We start from the raw sequence: 18,437 nt of genomic DNA on the forward strand, positions 1-18,437 counted from the left end.
AGTGCTTTACTAAAGTTTTAGGTCGTAGGCGTATTCTCTGGAGGGTGTATTTTATAGAAAGTATTTCTTTTTAATGCTATGAGGGCTCCTGTGTGTATAACGTGCCAATTAGACAGTTTTTATAATCTGTTCGGCACTAAGCGTTAAGGCTTTTTGAACGTTAGTGCAATGGAATGTGAGCACAAACAGTTCACACCTAGATAACTTCGCATAAAGGCTAAATCGCCACTTCTTTCCTAGCATTCGGCATCACCGGGAACACGTTCGCCACCCCGGATGCCCCTCCATAAGGGCGCAACACCAAGCAGAACTTCTTGGGCAGTAACCACCCAGCCCGCAAGAGTTTAGATGACGGCGGCGGGTGATCTATTTGGCAAGCCTGACCAAAAATCTGTTGTCGGACCTGCGTCTGGGGTTTATTGCGGCGGATCCCGAGTGACCGATTGGCGCGAGCAAGCTTGCTCCAAGGGCTGCGTTTGATTTAAGGGCCGCCGTCTTGATGGTTAACTACAAAACTTCGCGTCCCAAGGTGTCTTTGAGAATGTCAAACATCGCATCCAGATCCGCCCGCCCAGTCACCAGTGCCGGTGCAAAAATGATCGCGTCGCCCGTGGTTTTTACATGCAGCCCCGCGTCATACAACGCCCGCTGTGCCCGTGCGCCTTTGGCTCCCGGCGCCTGCCCAGGCGTCAGTTGAATCCCGCTGAGCAACCCGTAACCCCGCAAGTCACTGACCTGAGCCAAGCCCTGTAGAGCCCTTAATGACTCCAGAAAATACGGCGCCAGTTGCGAGCCTTTATTGAACACATCCTCGTCGCGGTAAATATCCAGCGAAGCCAACGCCGCCGCGCAGGCTACAGGGTGCCCGGAGTAGGTGTAGCCATGTAAGAGTTCCGGGCCGCCGTCTTTGCTGGCGTTGATTACCGTGTCGTAAACCCATTCGTCGACCGCCACCGCGCCCATCGGGATCGCCCCATTGGTCAAGGCTTTGGCCATGGTGATGAGATCGGGCTTAACCTCAAAGCTCTGTGCGGCAAACGCTTGTCCGGTGCGTCCAAAGCCGGTGATTACTTCATCGAAGACCAGCAAAATCCCATGTTTGTCGCAGAGCTCGCGCAAGCGTTTGAGATAGCCCACAGGCGGCACGTACACGCCAATCGAACCGGCAATCGGTTCTACAAAACACGCGGCAATGCTGTCTCCACCGTGCATGGCGATGATCCGTTCGAGGTCGCTGGCCAGGTCGGCGCCGTGCTGTGGTTCGCCCAACTGGTAGCGCTGATCTTCTTGCCAGGTATGGCGCATGTGGCTGACGTGGGGCAGCCCGCCCGCGGCAAACGCCTGGCGATTGCGCATCATCCCGGACAACGCGACGCCGCCGAAGTTGACCCCGTGGTACGCCCACTCGCGGGACACAAAACGGGTGCGCTGGGCTTCACCGCGTGCGCGGTGGTAGGCCAGGGCAATCTTCATGGCGCTGTCGACCGACTCGGAGCCGGAGTTGGTGAAGAACAGTTTGTTCAGGCCTTGTGGCAGCAACTCGCTCAGGCGCTCGGCCAGTTCAAAGGACAGCGGCGAGGCACGCTGAAAATGCGGGGTGAAATCTAAGGTCAGCAGTTGTTTGTACACGGCTTCGGCAATTTCGGTACGGCCATGGCCGGCGGCGCTGCAAAACAGCCCGGAGCTGCCATCGAGCAACTCGCGACCTTCGGCATTCCAGTAGCGCACGCCCTCGGCGCGGACAAACAACTGCGGTGCACGCTGGAACTCGCGGTTGTCAGTAAAAGGCATCCATTGGTGGTTCAGATTCGTCGCCATGCGGGTCACTCCTGAGTGAAAGGACTGGGCGGTCCAGTTGCTCGCAGACTAGTCACGCCGAGGCCTGCGGTTTAGATCCAGCGAGGGTTTTCTATAGGTCCAGTCTTGGCACCATCGAAAGCCGCGGCTGGATCTAAGCCCCAGGTTTGCGGCTGACTACAGTGGCGCTATTGAGCACGCCGGAGCTGTGTATGAACCCTGAAGTCTGTTGGGCCTTAAGCGCCGCGTGTGTGCTGATGGCGGCGATTGTTCGCGGCTTGACTGGCTTCGGTTTTGCCGCAATTGCAGTGGTTGGGCTGGCGATGCTCGGTTCATTGCCGCGGGCGGTTGCGCTGGTGTTGTTTCTGGAAGTCGCCTCCAGCGTGCTGTTGTTGCGCAGCGCTTGGCGCGAAGCGGATTACAGGTTGCTCAAGCGCTTGTTGCTGGCTGCCACCTGTGGCGTGCCCTGCGGGATTTGGCTGTTGACCGGACTCGACAGTGCAGGCCTAACGGTTGGGGTGTATCTGCTGGTGGGGTTGCTGGCGACTCTTGGGTTGGCGCGGATCCGCTTGCCGATGGGTGAGGGTCGCGTGGGCGCCTGGTTGATTGGCGGCAGCAGCGGCGCATTGATTGCCGCATTCTCGATTGGCGGCCCGCTGGTGGTGGCCTGGCTCAGCCATTGCGGGCTGCGGGCGCAGGCGTTGCGGGCAACCTTGATCATGTTTTTTTTCGCCGTCGATATTGCTGCTCTGCTCGGGTTGGCGGCCGCGTCGGCAATTCCAGCGGGCACCGCTTGGCAAGCCCTGCTGATGTTGCCCGCTTTGCTGATCGGGTTGTGGTTGGGCCAGCACTTATTCCTGCGGATTCAAGCCGAGCAGGCCGCACGTTTCACTCAATGGCTATTGCTGGTGCTGGCAGGCGTGGGACTGCTGGGCCGGGTGTGGTCCTAACGTTTTCAAAGGAGCCTTTTTATGACCTCGACTGTGTTTATCACCGGCGCCACCTCTGGTTTCGGCGAAGCCTGTGCCCGACGCTTTGCTGCTGCCGGTTGGTCGCTGGTGCTCACCGGGCGTCGGCAAGAGCGCTTGCATTCGCTAGCAGACGAACTTTCGGCGCGCGTTGAGGTGCTGCCACTTGTACTCGATGTTCGCGACCGCGCTGCCATGCAATACGCTATTGAGCAACTGCCGCCCAGCTTCAGCACCTTGCGTGGACTGATCAACAACGCCGGGCTTGCGCTGGGTACAACGCCAGCGCCGCAATGTTCGCTGGATGATTGGGAAACCATGGTCGACACCAATATCAAAGGCCTGCTGTTTAGTACGCGTTTATTGCTGGCGCGCTTGATCGCCTATGGTGCCGGGGCAGGGATCGTGAATTTGGGATCGATTGCAGGTAATTGGCCGTACCCCGGCAGTCACGTGTATGGCGCGAGCAAAGCGTTTGTCCGCCAGTTCTCGCTCAACCTACGTTGCGACTTGCAAGGTACGGGTGTGCGGGTCACCAACCTAGAGCCGGGGTTGTGTGAAAGCGAGTTTTCACGGGTGCGTTTTGCTGGGGATCAAGCCAAGTACGACTCGGTGTATGCCGGTGCTCAGGCCGTCCAGCCCGCCGACATTGCCGAGACCATTTTCTGGATTCTCAACCAGCCCAAGCACATCAATATCAATAGCCTTGAGCTGATGCCCGTGAGTCAGTCGTGGAGCAATTTTGCGATTGAGCGGGGTTAACACCCATCACTTGGAGCCGCAGCCTGCGGCAGCGGCCACTAAGTTAGTCAGCTTTCATGCCTGCTTTCCAGTGCGCTTACTCAACTCTCTGAAACAGGTTGGGTGTGAAGCCGCTCTGGGGGTTGGCCAGATTGCCTGCGCGACCCAATACGTTGCTGATGCGTTTTTCATAAACCACGAGTTGCGCTGCTTGCTCCTTTTTCTGGGTCGGAGTGAGCACGGTTGCATCGGGGTTTCTGGCGTTGGGAACAAAAGCCGGGGGCACCTTGGCGCCTCCGGCTAACCGCGATGGATCAGAACAGCCATTGGGCGCCGATGGAGTAGCCGGTCTGGCTGCCTTCATCGTTACCCATACGGCCGTTGATCTCGGCGAACAGTCCTAACTGCGGGGTGATGGCGAGTTGGCTGCCGACTTGGGCGCGGCCATAGCTCTTATCGACACGGCCCAAGCGAGCGCCGCGTGCCTGGCCGTCGGCCTGGCTGGTCAGCAGTATGTCGTCCAGACGTCCGTCACCCATTTCCTTGACCCAAGCAATGTCGCCATAGGGTTGCAGGCTCATGCCAGCAGGCAGCTCGAAGGCGCCACGGGCGCGCCAGCCGAGGCTGGCTTGCAGTGAGTCAAAGCTCTGCTCTTCATAGGTGAGAGCAGTGCGCAGGTCTTGTTTCTCATGGAATTTGTCGATGCGGTAGTGGCTGTAGTCCAGACCGGCGAACGGGCCGCTTTTGAGTGGGCCGAAGTCGAAGTCATAACCGCCGATCACCCGGGCGCCAAGGCTGAGGGCGTCAGTCTTGCCGGTCAGTTTCTGGCTCAGCAGCACAGGCCCGCCGTTGGCCTGAATCACCAGATTACGCTTGCTGTCGAACTGGGTGGTGCCTGCGCTCAGGTCACCGGCCAGCCAGAGTGGGCCGCCGTCATTGAGCAAGGCGTAGATCGCCGCCTGCCAGCTTTCGCTGTCGAGTTTGCCACCGCGCTCCAGTTTGTCGCGCCCGTTCAGGTAGCTGAGGCTGGCGCCCACGCTCAGGCTGGTGGTCAGTTGGTAGTCGCCCAATGCATGCAGGCCAAGGCGGCGCCCTTCATTGAACGGGCCGCTGTCAGCAGTGTATTGCCCATCAATACCGATTTCGCCGTCGAAGCTACCCACGTCACGGCTGGCGGCTTGCAGCGTCAACCAGCGGCGATCGAGCAGGTTGACCTGGGCCTGATGCTGGCGTTGCAGGTTGTCTTGTTGAGCACGCGCGACCGCGCCGCCCGATGCTGTGGAAGCCATCAAGTCAGCGTTGGTCAACTCCAGCACCAAACGGCTGAGCAGTCGCGAGTAGTCGCGCAGGCGTTGGTCGATACGCTCTTGACCGAAGGCGTTGGTGAGGACGGTTTCGTTGTCTTTTTTCGGGTCATGCCACGTCGAACCCCCAGGGATAGCCGGGCTGTCTGTTTGGGTGTAACCGTCCAGATCGCCGAGTTCCCAGTTGGTGGCTTCGATGTAGAGAATGGGGATTTTCAGCGCTTCGAACGCTTCACCATCACTGCAACAGCCGGTGCCGGCAGGGTAGGCGGCATCGAGCCCAGGGTTGGTGAACAGGTTGATATTGAGCTCTTTGGCGAGCTTGAACGCGTGTTCGCGCAACGAGGTCAGGCCCGGGTTGTTGACGCTGTTTTGGCCCGAGTGGGCGTACATCATGTCGCCGGTGATGAGGCTGTCGAGGTTGATCATGGCCAGCATGTTTTCGCGCTGACTGGCGTTCAAGCTTTTAACGAAGGCTTTGGAGCCTTGCAAGCCTTCTTCCTCAGCGCCAAAGCCGATGATTTGCAGGCCGTATTCCAACGGTACGCCGTTGAGGTTGCGGGCGATTTCGGTGAGTACGCTGGCGCCTGAGCCGTTGTCATCCAGGCCTTGTAGGGTTGGGCGGCCAAAGTAGGTATCGAAGTGGGCACCAACCACCACGTATTGCGGTTGGGTACCTGCTGCATAAGCAACCACGTTTTGCGAGCTGCGGCTGTTACCCGCGCCCCAGGAGAAATCCTGGCGGCTAATGCTGTAGGCATCGCCCATCTGGCTTTGCATCAAGTCGGCGGCACCGGCAAAACTGGCCGTACCCCGGTAGCGGCCAGGGTAGTCGTTTATCAGCTTATCGAGGGTAGTAGCGGCATGTTCGCCGTAGTTGTAAGCATGGCCTGAAGTTGACAACAGGGCGCCAGCAACACTGATAGCAAGTGCGAGGGGTTTAATCACAACGTCTTCCTTGGAGTTATAAGTAGTAGGCAAGTAATCCATTTGCAGGATGTGCGCCCTCTATTGGGCGTGTACGGCAGATTGACGCGCTGTATTAATCCTTTGTCGCTCCTGTATAAACTGGCGCAGTTTTTTGCGCCCGAACACGATCATTTAGATCAGGGCGTGGCTCGAAATTGGGCAGGATTATGCGTCAGCGCTGCGAAAAGTAGCACTTTGCTATTGGCCGTGAAGCCACAAGGTTGGATGGTTTTGGGAAGTGCTCGGCGAGAACGTAGCTTGTGTACTGCGTGGGAGCCGCAGCAGGCGGCGATCTGTTGAAGGTCAAAAGATCGCGAGCGTGCTCATACGGGGGGAGGGCGTTCGGTCAGTAGGCAAAAGCACTGCGGTGCTTGTGTATAAAGTCTTCCCAACGCACGGGCTGGCGGCCGGTGATGGCCTCGAAGTTGTCACAGGTATCCCGCACGCCGGGGATGGTGTCTGCGGCCATGCGCTTGAAGTTGTCGTGCACACAGTTCATGTAGGCCATCTCGGCTCCTGCCGCGCGCATGTTTTCCAAGAACACTTCAGGTGGCTGTGCGTCGTAGCGAAAGGGCTGACCCAGCAGGCGAGTCATGATGTTTGCGACGTCGCCGTAGGACTGAATGTCATAGCCCAAACGGTACGTTTGCCCCGCGTGTTTGTGCGGATGCAACAGGGTTTGCGCCGCTACTCGGGCAACGTCTTCGCCATCGACCCAATTGAACGCGGTGTCACCCGTGTATTGCTCAATTACCCCGGATTTAACGGCTTGAGTGCCGTCATAGCTCAGCAGGTTTTGCATAAAGCATTCTGGGCGCAAGTGGGTGAACGAGAAGCCCGACCATTCAATGTAACGTTCTACCAATTGGTGCCAGACCCAATGGCCAATGGTGGTGTCATCGCGCCCGCACGCACCGAGGTGCACGATGTGTTGCACGCCGGCTTTTTTCGCTTGGTCCAGAAACGCTTTGCTTTGGCGCAGCATGTCTACGGTGTAGCCGGTGACGAGAAAGGCGCGATCAATGCCTTGCAGCGCGGGTGCTAGGGTCTGTTCTTTGTCGAAGTCCATGATCGCTGTGCGAATGCCTTGCGCCTTGAACGGCTCGGCCTTGGCCTCTGAGCGCACGGCCGCGACCAAGGTGATGCTGTCGTCTGCCAACAGCAGGCGCAGGGTGTCACCGCCGATCTGGCCGGTGGCGCCGGTGATTAATACGGTGGGCTTGAGCGAGGTCATAAATACGCCTTATTGAGGATCAACGTCGTGATGCCCAAGCTTACTGGGGAAAATAGAGCCTATTTGCGATACCTTTTACCGAATTACGTGAACTTAATTCACGAATAAGAGGTTGCCATGTTTTCTTCCGAGCGCTTAAAAGGGATCGATGTCTTTGTCTGCGTGACCGACTCCGGCAGTTTTAAAGCGGCTGCCGAGCGCATGAACCTCACGGCGTCTGCGGTCAGTAAGGGCATCGCCAGGCTGGAAAGTCGGTTGCAAGTGCGCCTGTTTAATCGCACCACGCGGCGTTTGTCACTCACTGATGCGGGCGTGGCGTTTTACCAAACCTGTACCGGTGTGTTGGCTGAGCTGGAAGAGGCCGAATTATCGTTGCACGCTGAAAACACCGAACCACGCGGTCGGATCCGCATTGACCTACCCGCCGCCTTCGGGCGTTTGCAGGCGTTGCCGGTGGTCTTGAGGTTCGTTCGGCAACACCCGCAATTACAGCCGCACATTTCGTTTTCGGATCGTTTTATCGACCCGGTTGAAGAGGGTGTCGACATTGTGGTGCGGGTGGGCGGCCCGGATGTGTGGCCTGCGGCGTGGGGGCATCGTTATTTGGGCAGCGAGCGGCATGTGTTCTGCGCAGCACCGGCCTACCTTAAAAAGCACGGCGAACCCTTGACCGACCGCGATCTGGAGCGCCACGCGTGCGTTGCTTATGGTCGAGCAGACGGCAGCGTCAGCCCTTGGCGCTTTGCGGGTAGCCGCCCCGGTGAGATGGAGCTGCGGGTGATGCGCGCGCAGTTCGTTGTGGGCGATGGCGAAGGGCACGTCATGACGGTGCAGGCGGGATGCGGCATTGCGCAGTTGCCCACGTGGTTGATCAAGCAACAACTGGCAGACGGCACCTTGGTTGAAGTGCTTCCACATTTGGCCAGCGAAGGGCTGGCGATCAATCTGGTGTGGCCCAAAAGCCGCGAGGCGCTGCCCAAGGTCAGGGCGTTGCTGGATGCGCTGGCGGCGGGTTTGATGCCCGGTTTATAGCGGCAGCACGCGGTCATGAATGACGCTTTTCATCACCAGCGTGGAGACCAGTCGCTGCACGTTGGGCAGCGAGGTGAGGTGTTCATCGTAGAGGCGCTGGAAGGCGGGCAAGTCTTTGGCGATCACTTGCAGCAAATAGTCGGGGTCGCCGAACAGTCTTTGCGCTTCGACGATCTGCGGGATCTGCGGCAACGCCGCCTCAAAGTCAGCGATGGCCTGACGGGTCACTTCGCGTAAGGTCACGAACACAATCGCTGAAAAACTCAGGCCCAGCTCTTTCGGCGCCAGCAGGGCGCGATAGCCCAGAATAACGCCCGACTCCTCAAGTGCCCGTACCCGCCGGTGGCAGGGCGACAGGCTCAGCCCTACGCGTTCTGCGAGTTCAGTGAGAGACAATCGTCCATCGGCGTGCAGCTCGGCAAGAATCTTGCGGTCAATTCGATCCACGTGGAATAACCTTCTAATCAAGCAATAGCTTTAGGGGATAAACGAAAGATAATCCTAGCAGCATTTGCCTATTCTTCTACGGGCTGCTTTGGCTTTAAACGGCCTGAAGCACCCCCCACCCGGCCCCTGTAGAAGGTAGACCCCCGTGACTTTAAGCGTATTGGCCGCCTTTTGGGCGGTGTCTTTTTTGTTCATCATTACCCCCGGCGCGGATTGGGCGTACGCGATCTCAGCGGGGATACGCGGGCAGCGCGTCACCCCTGCGGTGGCGGGGATGCTCTCGGGCCACGTGTTGGCGACATTGATTGTGGCGGCGGGTGTGGGCGGCCTGGTGTCGCGCAATCCGATGATCCTCAGCGTGCTGACGATTGCTGGCGCTCTGTACCTCTTATGGTTGGGCGTCAGTATGCTGCGCCGCCCCTCGGCCCCTGAATCAGGTCAGGTATTGGTCAATGACTCCTGGGGACGCTGGGCATGGAAGGGGCTGTGCGTCAGTGGCATGAACCCCAAGGTCTTATTGCTGTTTTTAGCGTTGTTGCCGCAGTTCACCAACCCGTCGTCCACGTGGCCCATTCCTGCGCAAATTGTGGCCTTGGGCGCACTGCACGCGTTGAGTTGCGGGGTGGTGTACTTGATGGTGGGTTTCGGCGCCAAGGCCGTCTTGCGGACCCGACCCAGTGCGGCGAAAAATGTCAGCCGGGTGTCAGGCGCCGCAATGATTGTGATTGCCGGGGTATTGCTGGCAGAGCAAATGCTGCGTTAAGCCTTGGCGGGGAGTCTGCAATCGACAGCATCCGCCATTCGGTTCCCTCTCTTTCGGGAGAGGCGTGGTGAGGGGCTCTTGATCGATTGAAATGATCTGGGTCTCGTGATGCGCTTTATCGCTGGGCTATATTGGCGCCTGCACAATCCGACACTGATGTGGAGTCGCCTATGAAGCACCGAGCCTTACTGACCTTGTTTCTGACGCTCACTACCGCGTTGTTCTGTTCCTGGGCGACAGCAGCGGGCGATGCGGAAGCGGGCGGCAAGTTATTCACCAAGACCTGTGGTGGGTGTCACAGCATTGGTGAAAACGCACGAAACGGGTTCGGCCCGCAATTGAACGGCGTGATTGGCCAATTGGCCGGGACGGTTCCTGGCTATCAGTTCTCTGACGCCATGAAAAACTCAGGGGTGGTGTGGACGCGCGAAAACCTGGCCGCCTACATCGAGGCACCGAAAAAAGTAGTGAGTGGCACGCGCATGATCTTCTGGGGTATCAGCGACCCTGAGAAAATCGAAAACCTGCTGGCTTACATCGAAACCTTTCAAAACCACTGATCACTGAATGTCTTTCAAGTAATCCTTGAGGCTCAACAGCGGCGCGTGCAGTTGCTCAAGGGTTTGAGCGTTTTTGACCCCCAGCGACAACCTATGCAGCTCGCGACCCATGGGCGTGTCCGCACCGCCAATAGCGTTCATGGCCAAGTCGACGCATTCGTCCATTTTGTTCTGGATGCTGTCGAGATCGCCCTTGCGCACCAGCAAGGCAAACACATCGCGCTGGTAATCCCCCATCACCAGATCGTCGCGCAAAATCGGACTTTGGCCGTCTGATTCGTAGGCGAGCTTGAGAGAGAAAAGAGCGACTGTCTCCAGCGGGAGTTCCATGCTGCGGGTTCCTTGTGGGGCTTAAGGGTGTGGCGCGATTGTAGCGTTCCTGCTGTTTACCCAACAGCGGCGGCTAGATGTTTAAGCGCATCGCGTGCTTATGTGGCTGAGGTTCATCTGGCTTCTATCTGGTCAGGCCAATTCATATTTTTATGCATTGGTCTTGCCAATATTTTTTGCTGCGTGTAGGTTTCGAGCCGTGATCATCCATGCGGCACTCAAGCCTGCACACAATAAAAGGAGATCCAGATGCCTAGTCTCTATCTCCCTTTATTGCAATTCCCGCCGCTATCCGCCCCTGCCACGTCTTGCCCAAAACCCGTAGCCCGTGTGCTATTGCCGGAGAATAAAAAATGCTGACTGTGATCTGTAACGAGCCACGCTCGCTCACTGCTGTTGAAAGCCCGATACCGACTCGCCAGCCAGGCGAAACCCTGATCCGGGTCAAACGTGTAGGGGTGTGCGGCACGGACCTGCATATTTTCACCGGCAACCAACCCTTCCTTGAGTACCCGCGGGTTATGGGCCACGAGTTTTCCGGCATTGTCGAAGCCAGCGACGAAGGCAGTGGCCTGTTCGCTGGTGACGTGGTCTACGTCATGCCCTACATCTCATGCGGCACCTGCATCGCGTGCAGCAAAGGCAAGACCAACTGCTGCACCCGCATCCAGGTGCTCGGCGTGCACTGCGATGGCGCTTTTACCGAATACTTGAGCGTTGCTCATCAGTTTATCCACAAGGCGGTGGGGGTGACGCTGGACCAGGCGGCAATGATCGAGTTTCTGTCAATCGGTGCCCACGCGGTGCGCCGCTCCAACCTGCAGATCGGACAGCGAGTGCTGGTGGTTGGTACTGGCCCTATTGGTATGGCAGCGGCCATTTTTGCCGGGTTGCGTGGGGCGAAAGTGACCGTGCTCGACACCCGTCAAGACCGCTTGGATTTTTGCCATCAGCACCTGGCAATTCATGCCGCAGTGAAAATTGGCGAGGGCGACAAAGACGCATTGTCCGACCTCACCGATGGCGACTTTTTTGACGTTGTTTTCGACGCCACCGGCAACGCCCGGGCCATGGAACGCGGCTTTGAATTTATCGCCCATGGCGGCACCTACGTGATGATCTCGGTGGTGCGTGACGCCATTACCTTTTCCGACCCCGAGTTCCATAAACGTGAAGCCACCCTGATGGGCAGCCGCAACGCGACCGTCGAAGACTTCCGCTACGTGGAGCAATGCCTGCGCGACGGCTTGATCCCGGATCAGGCATTGAACACTCACCGCATTGCGCTCAGTGAAGTCGTCAATGCATTTCCCACCTTGCTGGACCCGCAGCAAGGCGTGGTCAAAGCCATTATCGAGTGCTAGATGATGAGCGATAAATCCTTCCCGCCGATCCTGCAGTTTGGCACCAGCCGTTTTCTTCAGGCGCACGTCGACCTGTTCGTGTCTCAAGCGCTTGAGCGCGGCGCTGCCTTAGGCACTATTGCCGTGGTCCAGAGCACGGACAGTCCGGCTAGCAGTGCCCGTACAACGGCGCTGGCCAGCGGCATGCCATACCGGGTGTTGATTCAGGGTGTCGATAACGGGCAGTTGATCGAGCAAAACCTCTCGGCCTCGGCGATCAGCCATGCGCTGCATGCCGCTGAGCAGTGGCCGGCGTTACGTCTGGGCTTTGTCGAGCAGGTCAAGGTGGTGGTTTCCAATACCGGTGATCGCGGTTATCAACTCGACGCGCAAGACACGCCTGCGCTGCTGGCCGAGGATGCCCCGGCGCCGATCAGTTTTCCGGCCAAACTGTTGGTGTTGTTGCATGACCGCTGGCAACACAACCCTCGCGCCCCGTTGTCGCTGTTCCCGTGTGAGTTGGTGGCGCGCAACGGCGATGTGTTGCGTGACCTGCTGATTGACCTCGCCCGTCACTGGGCGCTGGGCAGTGCCTTTGAGACTTACCTGACCCACCACTGTCGTTGGGCCAACTCGTTGGTTGATCGCATCGTTTCGCAGGCATTGGAACCAGTGGGAGCAGTAGCTGAGCCTTATGCGCTGTGGGCTATCGAGCGCCAGGCAGGGCTGATTCTGCCCTGTAGCCACGAAGCTATTGTGCTGACCGATGACCTCGACCATTACGAACGCCTCAAGCTGTTTACCCTCAATCTGGGCCACAGTTATCTGGCCGAGCGCTGGCTCAGTGATGCGCGGCCTGAAAACGAGACCGTGTACCAGGCCATGCAGAGCCCGGCATTGCGTGCCGATCTGGAAGCCCTGTGGGCCAACGAAGTGCTCCCGGTGTTCGCAGCCCTTGGCCAGTTTGACGCTGCCCAGCGCTACGTCGACAGCGTGCGCGAGCGCTTCGCCAATCCGTTTTTGCAACACCGCTTGGCCGATATTGCCAGCAACCATAAAGACAAGAAAAAGCGCCGTCTGCTGCCCTTGGTCGAACTCGCCGCACAGGTCGCGCCGAACCTTGAGCAACCGATGTTGCGGGCCGCCCTGCACGCTGTCTGCCATAGCAGATCGGCGCCGTGATGTGACATACCAGCAACGGAGTTGCTTGAAATCGTAATGTGCGGCGAAGCCATGGGGCTGTACGGTGCACCTCGGCCCCTGTGGTAGCCTTTGGCATCATTTCTCGGACGCTGCCTCGATGGTCTCCTCGTATCCTCCTTCAGAGCGCAAGCTCTATCAGAAAATTGCCGACCGGCTGCGTGAATACATCGTCCAGGGTGACTTCAAGGTCGGCACGCGCCTGCCTCCCGAGCGTGATCTCACGCAGTTGCTGGGCGTATCGCGTCCGTCGCTGCGCGAGGCGCTAATCGCTTTGGAAATTGAAGGCAGCATTGAAATCAAGATGGGTTCTGGTGTGTATGTCGCTGCACGACTCCAAGAGGGGAACACACCCACCGTCACCCTCGGCGAGAGCCCCAACGAACTGATGCAAGCGCGTGCACTCATCGAAGGCGAGGCCATCGTGCTGGCCTGCGTGCACGGCAAAAAAAGCGATTATCGCTACCTGCAAGCGTGCATCGACGCCATGCGCGCCAGCATCCAGGCCAATCGCCCGCCCTTGGCTGACGACCGCAAGTTTCACCATCGACTGGCGAAAATGACCGGTAACTCAGCGCTGGTGCGGATCATTACCTCACTGTTCGACGAGCGCCACAGCCCCATCTCTTCGCACCTGAGCGAACACTCAGAAAACCCCGGCACGTGGGAGGCGGCAGTTATCGAGCATCAAGCCATCCTGCGGGCGTTGGAATGCAAAGACGTCATGGCCGCGCAAACTGCCATGCGTCAGCACTTACTGCGTTCGGAGGCGCGTTGGTTGGTGGCGTTGGAGGGGGAGTGAGTGGGATTATTTGGGGTGTGCGCAGGCGCTGCCGTCACGGGGTGGGGCTTGATCTACAAGAAACTGGTTACGGACAGACTCTTCGGTCTGCCTAAAAATGCTGACCCTCGCATTTCAACCCCGTTCAGCAGTTTCATGATGGCGGCCTTCTGGGGGTGCTGGTTTTGTTGGTCATAAACAGTAGGGAAGGTGTAGGTCTGAGTTTGGCCGAAGCAGTCATTGCCAGCACCTTCCAACGGCCGACGTTGTTGAAATATCGCGTACTAAAGCGGTTGGGGCTGGTAAATGCGCTTACTTGCCGATTGGCGCCTTTCGCAAGCAAGCGCAAGGCCTTACCAGTTGTAACTCACCGTGCCGGTAATATTGCGGCGATACCCGTATTTGCAGCTGTCGCCCGTGTAACCACATTGAGAGACATAGGTTTCGTCGGTCAAGTTGGACGCGTTCAGCGCCAGCTTCGCCCCTGCATATGCCGAAGACAGTTTGCCAAGGTCGTAGCTTAGGCTGGCGTCAAACAGGGTGTAGTGAGGAATGCTTTCGCTATTTTGAGCGTCGATATAGCTCGGGCCTACATAGCGTACCCCGCCCCCTATTGCTAAGCCCGACAGTGCACCGCTCTGAACGGTGTATTGCGACCAAAGCGAGGCCAGTTGTTCTGGGGTGTTGCCCGGTTGATTGCCTTTTTCATCGGCCGTATTGCTGCGGGTAATTTCAAGGTGTGAATAGCTGTAGTTGGCTATTAACTCCAGTGCATCGGATAACTGCGCCTTGCTTTCCAGTTCGATACCTCGAGACTGGATTTCTCCGGTGGCCACCGAAAAACGATTGTTGACAGGGTCGGCTGTCAATACGTTTTGACGCGTCAGGTCGAACACCGAGACGGTCATGTAGCTTTCACTTCCCTTGGGCTGAAATTTGATCCCGACTTCGTACTGGCGACCTGTTTCGGGTTTAAATGCACTGCCGTCGCGCGCCACTGCCGTGATGTTTGGGAAAAACGACTCTGAATAGCTCGCGTAAGGGGCCACGCCGTTGTCTGCCAGATACATCACTCCGGTTCGCCAAGTGAAGGCGTGATCGCGCTGCTTAAGGTCTGCCGCAGTGTCGGTGGCGTAATGGGCAGTTTTCGACCGTGCCCAGTCTTGGCGACCGCCTAGGTTGAATACCCAGCGCTCGTCAAATTTGAGCTGTTCCGAGAGATACACACCCGCCTGATCAAGCTGACGACGCTGGTTGATGTCGTACAAGGCATCCAGGCCGCTGTAATCCTGGTGATAAACCGGCGCATAGATATCCAGTGGATCCACCACGTTGCCACCCCCCAACTGGTTGGTGCTAGCGTGTTGCAAATCGATACCGACCAACGTGGTGTGTTCAAAACGCCCGGCGTTCCACTGGGCTTGGAAGTGGTTATCGAGCAGCGCATTCTTCACCTTTTCGTGGCCCAGATAACCGAAGCGGCCCACTGTGCGCTGGTCGTCATCCAGGCCGTATTGGTAAATCGTGCGCTGTTCCTGATAGGAACGGCTGTAGCGGGCGTTTTGGCGGAATGTCCAGATATCGTTGAGGTGATGCTCAAATTGGTAACCCAGCGACCACTGTTCTACATCGTACTTGTCGAAGTTAGGGTCGCCGACAAAACGATCCGTGGCGATCCGTCCGTAACGCGAGCTGTCGAGAGTGCCTACCCGCGGCAAGGCGTAGTAGCCCAACACATTGCGGTCTTTTTGAAATGACGCCAGAACCGTCAACGAGGTGTCTTGCGAAGGGCGCCAACTTATGGCCGGGGCGATGAATTGACGGTCATCACGGGCGTAGTCGATTTGCGTACCGCTATCCCTCCAAAGCCCGGTGAGGCGATACGTGAACACGCCATCATCCGTAAGCGGCCCGCCGAAGTCTGCAGCCAATTGCTTGCGATCAAAACTACCGGTTTGTGCTATCAGTTCATGCAGCGGCTCATCGGTTGGACGCTTGCTGATCACGTTGACCATGCCGCCCGGTGAGCTTTGGCCGTAGAGCACCGACGATGGGCCGCGCAGTATTTCCACACGCTCCAGCCCATAGACTTCACCCACGGCACGGCTTTGGTTGGCAAAGCTGTACTGGCGCAAACCATCGCGATAAATACCACCGCCAGTCGTTGCGTCAAATCCACGAATACTAATAGTGTCGCGTCGGGTATCTACACCGTTGGCTTCGCCATTGACCCCTGCGGTGTAGCGCAGCACCTGTCCGATGCTTTGTGGCTGCTGAGCATCCATCTGCTTGCGGGTGACCACGCTGATCGATTGAGGGGTTTCCATGATCGACGTATCGGTCTTGTTGGCACTCATGGTTCGGCTGGCGACCAAGCCATCGTTGCGGCCCAGTGAGGTGTCGTACGCGGTGCCGCTGATGGCGGTCGGCGCCAACTCCAGTACGTCGCTGTTGATTGATATCAGCAGCAGGCTACCGTCGTCCTGGCGCTCAAATGTCAGCCCCGAGCCCAGCAAGAGTTGCGTCAGGCCTGCCTCAGTACTGAAGTCGCCTTGTAGCCCTTGGGTATTCTTGCCAGCCGTCAGCGTTGAGCTGCCCGCCATGGTAATCCCCGCCTGTGCGCCAAAACGTGACAGCGCAGAATCCATGGGGCCTGCGTCGATGCTGTAATGCTGTGAACTCCCAGCGGCAAAGACTGGAAAGCTGCAAAGCGGTTGTACGCTAAGCAATAACAGTCCAAACGTACGGGCGCGCAGGGCACGGGAAGGTGAAGTCATACGGGGCTCCTAAGGGGTTAAGACCCACCTCTGGCGGGTGGGTGATCCCTATAGGCCAAGCGAGTTTGAAAAAACTATTGCGCAGCGAAAAAAATAATTCAGGCAGGTACGATCGAGACCCAATACCGGGTCATGCGCTCGATACGCACCGGGAGCGTGCGAGCGAGTAGCGTCAAAGCTGCATCGGTGTCATCCAGCGAAAAACTGCCTGTGAGGCGTAACCCGGACACCTGCTCATGACAACGCAAAACACCGGGACGATAACGCGAGAGTTCAGCCACTAGGGCATCCAAGCGCAGGCGATCCGCTGGTAGAACTCCGCGCAGCCAAGCCTCGGAGATCAAGAGGTCAGCGCGGTTTGGTACGCCGATCCCGAAGCGGTTCACTCGGGCCTGCCATCCTGCTGCTAGCGAGGATGACGCTTGTTGGCCTCGTGAGTACACCTGTACTTGGCCTTCTCGCACGGTTACCTGAGTACCCTGCCGATCATGGCGCACTTGGAAATGCGCTTCACTGCTTTGCAGGATTGCGTGCGGTGTGATCAGTTGCAGCGAGCGCGACTCTGTCTGCACACGCAAGTCCAGTTCGCCCTCGATCATCTGGATGCGCCGCATCTGATCAGTAAAATCTAGGTTTACTGCACTGGCCGTGTTCAGCCATAACGAGCTGCCATCAGCCAGAGTCCATTGATGACGTTCGCCCGTTCCTGTGCGGTGGTTTGCCAGTGCGGCGCGCACCGGCGTGGACCCCGCGCCTTGCCAGCAAACCCCTCCAACTGCACCAAGGATCAACAGGCGCTTGAGTACCTGCCTACGTCTCTGCGTGTCAGGTCCGGCCGACTCCAGTGCCCTGCGCGCGGTTGCATCGCGCAAAAGATATGCGCCAGGGTGCTGCAACAGTGGCAAGCTGGTGACACGTTGCCAGGCCAGTTCATGCTCAACGCTCGCATCGCGCCAGCACTGCAATGCCTCCAAGTCAGGCGTATTCATAAGCCCGGACTGCATCCTGACAAGCCAATCAATGGCGGCATCGCGCACCAGCGGATTAACTTCAGCCCTCATTCGAAACGGCTCGCATAGCAAACACTGAAGGCTTTGCCCATGGCCCGTTGAACTTGAGCCACCGTCAGCTCCAGCGCCGTAGCGATCTGCGGATATGTCATTCCATCGAGCTGAGACATAAAGAAAATCTGCCGTATGCGTTCAGAGAGACCAATCAGCAGCGAGTCGAGCTGCAACAAGGTTTCGATCACCAGATACCGGTCCTCGGGTGACGGTTCCACGCCTTCGGGCCGGGCAGCCAACGCTTCAAGATAAGCCCGCTCAATCTCCTGGCGGCGCCAGCGATTGATCAGCAATCCATTGGCAATCGTCGCAAGAAACGCCATGGGTTGGCGCAACTCTCGCACCTGCTGAGGGGAGCGCAACACGCGAATGAACGTGTCATGGGCCAGATCCTCGGCATCTGCACTGTGCCCCAATCGCCGGTTCAGCCAGCTTTGTAGCCAGCCGTGATGGTTCTCGTACAACTGTTCGACGGACGATGTTGGACTGGCATCCTGCATGTGAGACTCGCAATGCGTGAATGATAATGCTTCTCATCGTATTGATCGGGCGGATGGTTGTACAGCGTTTACACAGGTTTGGTGCGGTGGAATTCTCCGCCAACATTGTCTGAAGACTTTTGAGTTGCCCTGTCTGCGTTTATTTCATGCTCGAACACTCATGTAAGCGTTCGCAAGCATGAGCAGCCCGCAATTCTGATTGTGTGCGGGGAGGACCTTCCGTGCTCGGCTGACGATTCCTCGTTGGAAATCGAGGAGGCTTTCGTTCGGTGCCAGTAAGTCGCGGCGGCCATGCGGTAAGAACTGCATGCTTCATTATTCTTGTATCCCAAAGTTAGGGCTTCTTCTCGGGATAAAGGAGGGATACAGGGATACAACGGATAGAGGGGAGACAGGAGTAGAACGTCAGGCACAAAAAAACCGGCTCAGCGGCCGGTTTTCCTGTGCTGCGAGTCTTGTTAGAGACTTGCAGATACTGCTAGATGGTGCCCCGAGGGAGACTCGAACTCCCACTTCTTGCGAAAACGGATTTTGAATCCGCCGCGTCTACCAATTCCGCCATCAGGGCTCAATGGCGGCGAAGTATAGAGATGACATTGAGGTCGGTCAACAACTTATTGGTCTATT

The 18,437-nt window shown here is 57.8% G+C and carries 17 protein-coding genes and 1 tRNA gene; 8 read left to right on the plus strand and 10 right to left on the minus strand.

Annotated features, from left to right (window positions below; translation table 11 throughout):
* Positions 1 to 507: 507 nt before the first annotated feature.
* A complete protein-coding gene (locus B347_RS0105120) occupies positions 508 to 1,818 on the minus strand; it encodes an aminotransferase class III-fold pyridoxal phosphate-dependent enzyme (protein WP_019408635.1) in 1,311 nt (436 codons plus the stop codon).
* A gap of 191 nt (positions 1,819 to 2,009) precedes the next feature.
* Between B347_RS0105120 and B347_RS0105125 the strand changes: the two genes are divergently transcribed.
* Together B347_RS0105125 and B347_RS0105130 are read left to right on the plus strand one after the other, a co-directional pair.
* Positions 2,010 to 2,747 carry a sulfite exporter TauE/SafE family protein gene (locus B347_RS0105125; RefSeq protein ID WP_019408636.1) on the plus strand — a complete coding sequence of 246 codons (738 nt, stop codon included), beginning with the start codon at positions 2,010 to 2,012 and terminating at the stop codon, positions 2,745 to 2,747.
* Positions 2,748 to 2,768: 21 nt separating this feature from the next.
* Positions 2,769 to 3,527, plus strand: a complete 759-nt coding sequence (locus B347_RS0105130; RefSeq protein ID WP_019408637.1) for an SDR family oxidoreductase — start codon at positions 2,769 to 2,771, stop codon at positions 3,525 to 3,527.
* Positions 3,528 to 3,603: 76 nt separating this feature from the next.
* Here the strand turns inward: B347_RS0105130 and B347_RS0105135 are convergent, their stop codons facing one another.
* The 3 genes from B347_RS0105135 to B347_RS0105145 all read right to left on the minus strand — a co-directional run bounded on the left by B347_RS0105135 (position 3,604) and on the right by B347_RS0105145 (position 7,013).
* A complete protein-coding gene (locus tag B347_RS0105135; RefSeq protein ID WP_019408638.1) occupies positions 3,604 to 3,792 on the minus strand; it encodes a hypothetical protein in 189 nt (62 codons plus the stop codon).
* 28 nt (positions 3,793 to 3,820) lie between these two features.
* Positions 3,821 to 5,758 carry an autotransporter domain-containing protein gene (locus B347_RS0105140; protein ID WP_019408639.1) on the minus strand — a complete coding sequence of 646 codons (1,938 nt, stop codon included), beginning with the start codon at positions 5,756 to 5,758 and terminating at the stop codon, positions 3,821 to 3,823.
* 367 nt (positions 5,759 to 6,125) lie between these two features.
* A complete protein-coding gene (locus B347_RS0105145) occupies positions 6,126 to 7,013 on the minus strand; it encodes an SDR family oxidoreductase (protein WP_019408640.1) in 888 nt (295 codons plus the stop codon).
* A gap of 117 nt (positions 7,014 to 7,130) precedes the next feature.
* Between B347_RS0105145 and B347_RS0105150 the strand changes: the two genes are divergently transcribed.
* Complete coding sequence (locus B347_RS0105150) at positions 7,131 to 8,045, plus strand: LysR family transcriptional regulator (RefSeq protein WP_019408641.1); 915 nt, start codon at positions 7,131 to 7,133, stop codon at positions 8,043 to 8,045.
* Here the strand turns inward: B347_RS0105150 and B347_RS0105155 are convergent.
* A complete protein-coding gene (locus B347_RS0105155) occupies positions 8,040 to 8,492 on the minus strand; it encodes an Lrp/AsnC family transcriptional regulator (RefSeq protein ID WP_019408642.1) in 453 nt (150 codons plus the stop codon). The two genes, B347_RS0105150 and B347_RS0105155, sit on opposite strands and share 6 nt — an antisense overlap.
* 145 nt (positions 8,493 to 8,637) lie before the next feature.
* Between B347_RS0105155 and B347_RS0105160 the strand changes: the two genes are divergently transcribed.
* Together B347_RS0105160 and B347_RS0105165 are read left to right on the plus strand one after the other, a co-directional pair.
* Positions 8,638 to 9,255: a LysE family translocator gene (locus B347_RS0105160; RefSeq protein ID WP_019408643.1), complete on the plus strand. Its 618-nt coding sequence runs from the start codon at positions 8,638 to 8,640 to the stop codon at positions 9,253 to 9,255.
* A gap of 170 nt (positions 9,256 to 9,425) precedes the next feature.
* Positions 9,426 to 9,815 (plus strand): c-type cytochrome, encoded by a 390-nt coding sequence (locus B347_RS0105165; protein WP_019408644.1) that lies wholly within the window; start codon positions 9,426 to 9,428, stop codon positions 9,813 to 9,815.
* Here B347_RS0105165 and B347_RS0105170 read toward each other — a convergent pair whose 3' ends face one another.
* Positions 9,816 to 10,145, minus strand: coding sequence for a hypothetical protein (locus B347_RS0105170; RefSeq protein WP_019408645.1), 330 nt, complete (start codon positions 10,143 to 10,145; stop codon positions 9,816 to 9,818). It abuts the gene before it with no gap.
* Positions 10,146 to 10,498: 353 nt separating this feature from the next.
* On the opposite strand from B347_RS0105170, the gene B347_RS0105175 reads away from it, so the two are divergent.
* The 3 genes from B347_RS0105175 (at position 10,499) to B347_RS0105185 (ending at position 13,490) form a co-directional block, all read left to right on the plus strand.
* Positions 10,499 to 11,509: a zinc-binding alcohol dehydrogenase family protein gene (locus tag B347_RS0105175; protein ID WP_019408646.1), complete on the plus strand. Its 1,011-nt coding sequence runs from the start codon at positions 10,499 to 10,501 to the stop codon at positions 11,507 to 11,509.
* Between the two features lie 3 nt (positions 11,510 to 11,512).
* On the plus strand, positions 11,513 to 12,670 hold the full coding sequence (locus B347_RS0105180) for a D-mannonate oxidoreductase (RefSeq protein WP_026013994.1): 1,158 nt from the start codon (positions 11,513 to 11,515) through the stop codon (positions 12,668 to 12,670).
* Positions 12,671 to 12,788: 118 nt separating this feature from the next.
* Positions 12,789 to 13,490, plus strand: a complete 702-nt coding sequence (locus tag B347_RS0105185; protein ID WP_019408648.1) for a FadR/GntR family transcriptional regulator — start codon at positions 12,789 to 12,791, stop codon at positions 13,488 to 13,490.
* A gap of 332 nt (positions 13,491 to 13,822) precedes the next feature.
* Here the strand turns inward: B347_RS0105185 and B347_RS0105190 are convergent, their stop codons facing one another.
* The 4 genes from B347_RS0105190 to B347_RS0105205 all read right to left on the minus strand — a co-directional run bounded on the left by B347_RS0105190 (position 13,823) and on the right by B347_RS0105205 (position 18,378).
* Positions 13,823 to 16,246 carry a TonB-dependent siderophore receptor gene (locus B347_RS0105190; RefSeq protein ID WP_019408649.1) on the minus strand — a complete coding sequence of 808 codons (2,424 nt, stop codon included), beginning with the start codon at positions 16,244 to 16,246 and terminating at the stop codon, positions 13,823 to 13,825.
* Positions 16,247 to 16,344: 98 nt separating this feature from the next.
* Positions 16,345 to 17,307 carry a FecR domain-containing protein gene (locus B347_RS0105195; RefSeq protein WP_019408650.1) on the minus strand — a complete coding sequence of 321 codons (963 nt, stop codon included), beginning with the start codon at positions 17,305 to 17,307 and terminating at the stop codon, positions 16,345 to 16,347.
* The gene (locus B347_RS0105200) at positions 17,304 to 17,810 is read right to left on the minus strand and encodes a sigma-70 family RNA polymerase sigma factor (protein ID WP_019408651.1); all 507 of its coding nucleotides are present in this window, start codon (positions 17,808 to 17,810) and stop codon (positions 17,304 to 17,306) included. Before B347_RS0105200 ends, B347_RS0105195 begins: the two co-directional genes overlap by 4 nt.
* A gap of 483 nt (positions 17,811 to 18,293) precedes the next feature.
* A tRNA-Leu gene (locus B347_RS0105205) sits at positions 18,294 to 18,378 on the minus strand.
* Positions 18,379 to 18,437: the final 59 nt, after the last annotated feature.

This window comes from Pseudomonas psychrophila HA-4 (assembly GCF_000282975.1).
In the GTDB taxonomy this organism is placed as follows: Bacteria; Pseudomonadota; Gammaproteobacteria; order Pseudomonadales; family Pseudomonadaceae; genus Aquipseudomonas; species Aquipseudomonas psychrophila_A.

Bases quoted from the DNA above. Each gene is read 5' to 3' on its own strand.
- B347_RS0105120 (WP_019408635.1), bottom strand. From the start codon at position 1,818: ATGGCGACGAATCTGAACCACCAATGGATGCCTTTTACTGACAACCGC.
- B347_RS0105125 (WP_019408636.1), top strand. From the start codon at position 2,010: ATGAACCCTGAAGTCTGTTGGGCCTTAAGCGCCGCGTGTGTGCTGATG.
- B347_RS0105130 (WP_019408637.1), top strand. From the start codon at position 2,769: ATGACCTCGACTGTGTTTATCACCGGCGCCACCTCTGGTTTCGGCGAA.
- B347_RS0105145 (WP_019408640.1), bottom strand. From the start codon at position 7,013: ATGACCTCGCTCAAGCCCACCGTATTAATCACCGGCGCCACCGGCCAG.
- B347_RS0105150 (WP_019408641.1), top strand. From the start codon at position 7,131: ATGTTTTCTTCCGAGCGCTTAAAAGGGATCGATGTCTTTGTCTGCGTG.
- B347_RS0105165 (WP_019408644.1), top strand. From the start codon at position 9,426: ATGAAGCACCGAGCCTTACTGACCTTGTTTCTGACGCTCACTACCGCG.
- B347_RS0105170 (WP_019408645.1), bottom strand. From the start codon at position 10,145: ATGGAACTCCCGCTGGAGACAGTCGCTCTTTTCTCTCTCAAGCTCGCC.
- B347_RS0105175 (WP_019408646.1), top strand. From the start codon at position 10,499: ATGCTGACTGTGATCTGTAACGAGCCACGCTCGCTCACTGCTGTTGAA.
- B347_RS0105180 (WP_026013994.1), top strand. From the start codon at position 11,513: ATGAGCGATAAATCCTTCCCGCCGATCCTGCAGTTTGGCACCAGCCGT.
- B347_RS0105185 (WP_019408648.1), top strand. From the start codon at position 12,789: ATGGTCTCCTCGTATCCTCCTTCAGAGCGCAAGCTCTATCAGAAAATT.
- B347_RS0105190 (WP_019408649.1), bottom strand. From the start codon at position 16,246: ATGACTTCACCTTCCCGTGCCCTGCGCGCCCGTACGTTTGGACTGTTA.
- B347_RS0105195 (WP_019408650.1), bottom strand. From the start codon at position 17,307: ATGAGGGCTGAAGTTAATCCGCTGGTGCGCGATGCCGCCATTGATTGG.
- B347_RS0105200 (WP_019408651.1), bottom strand. From the start codon at position 17,810: ATGCAGGATGCCAGTCCAACATCGTCCGTCGAACAGTTGTACGAGAAC.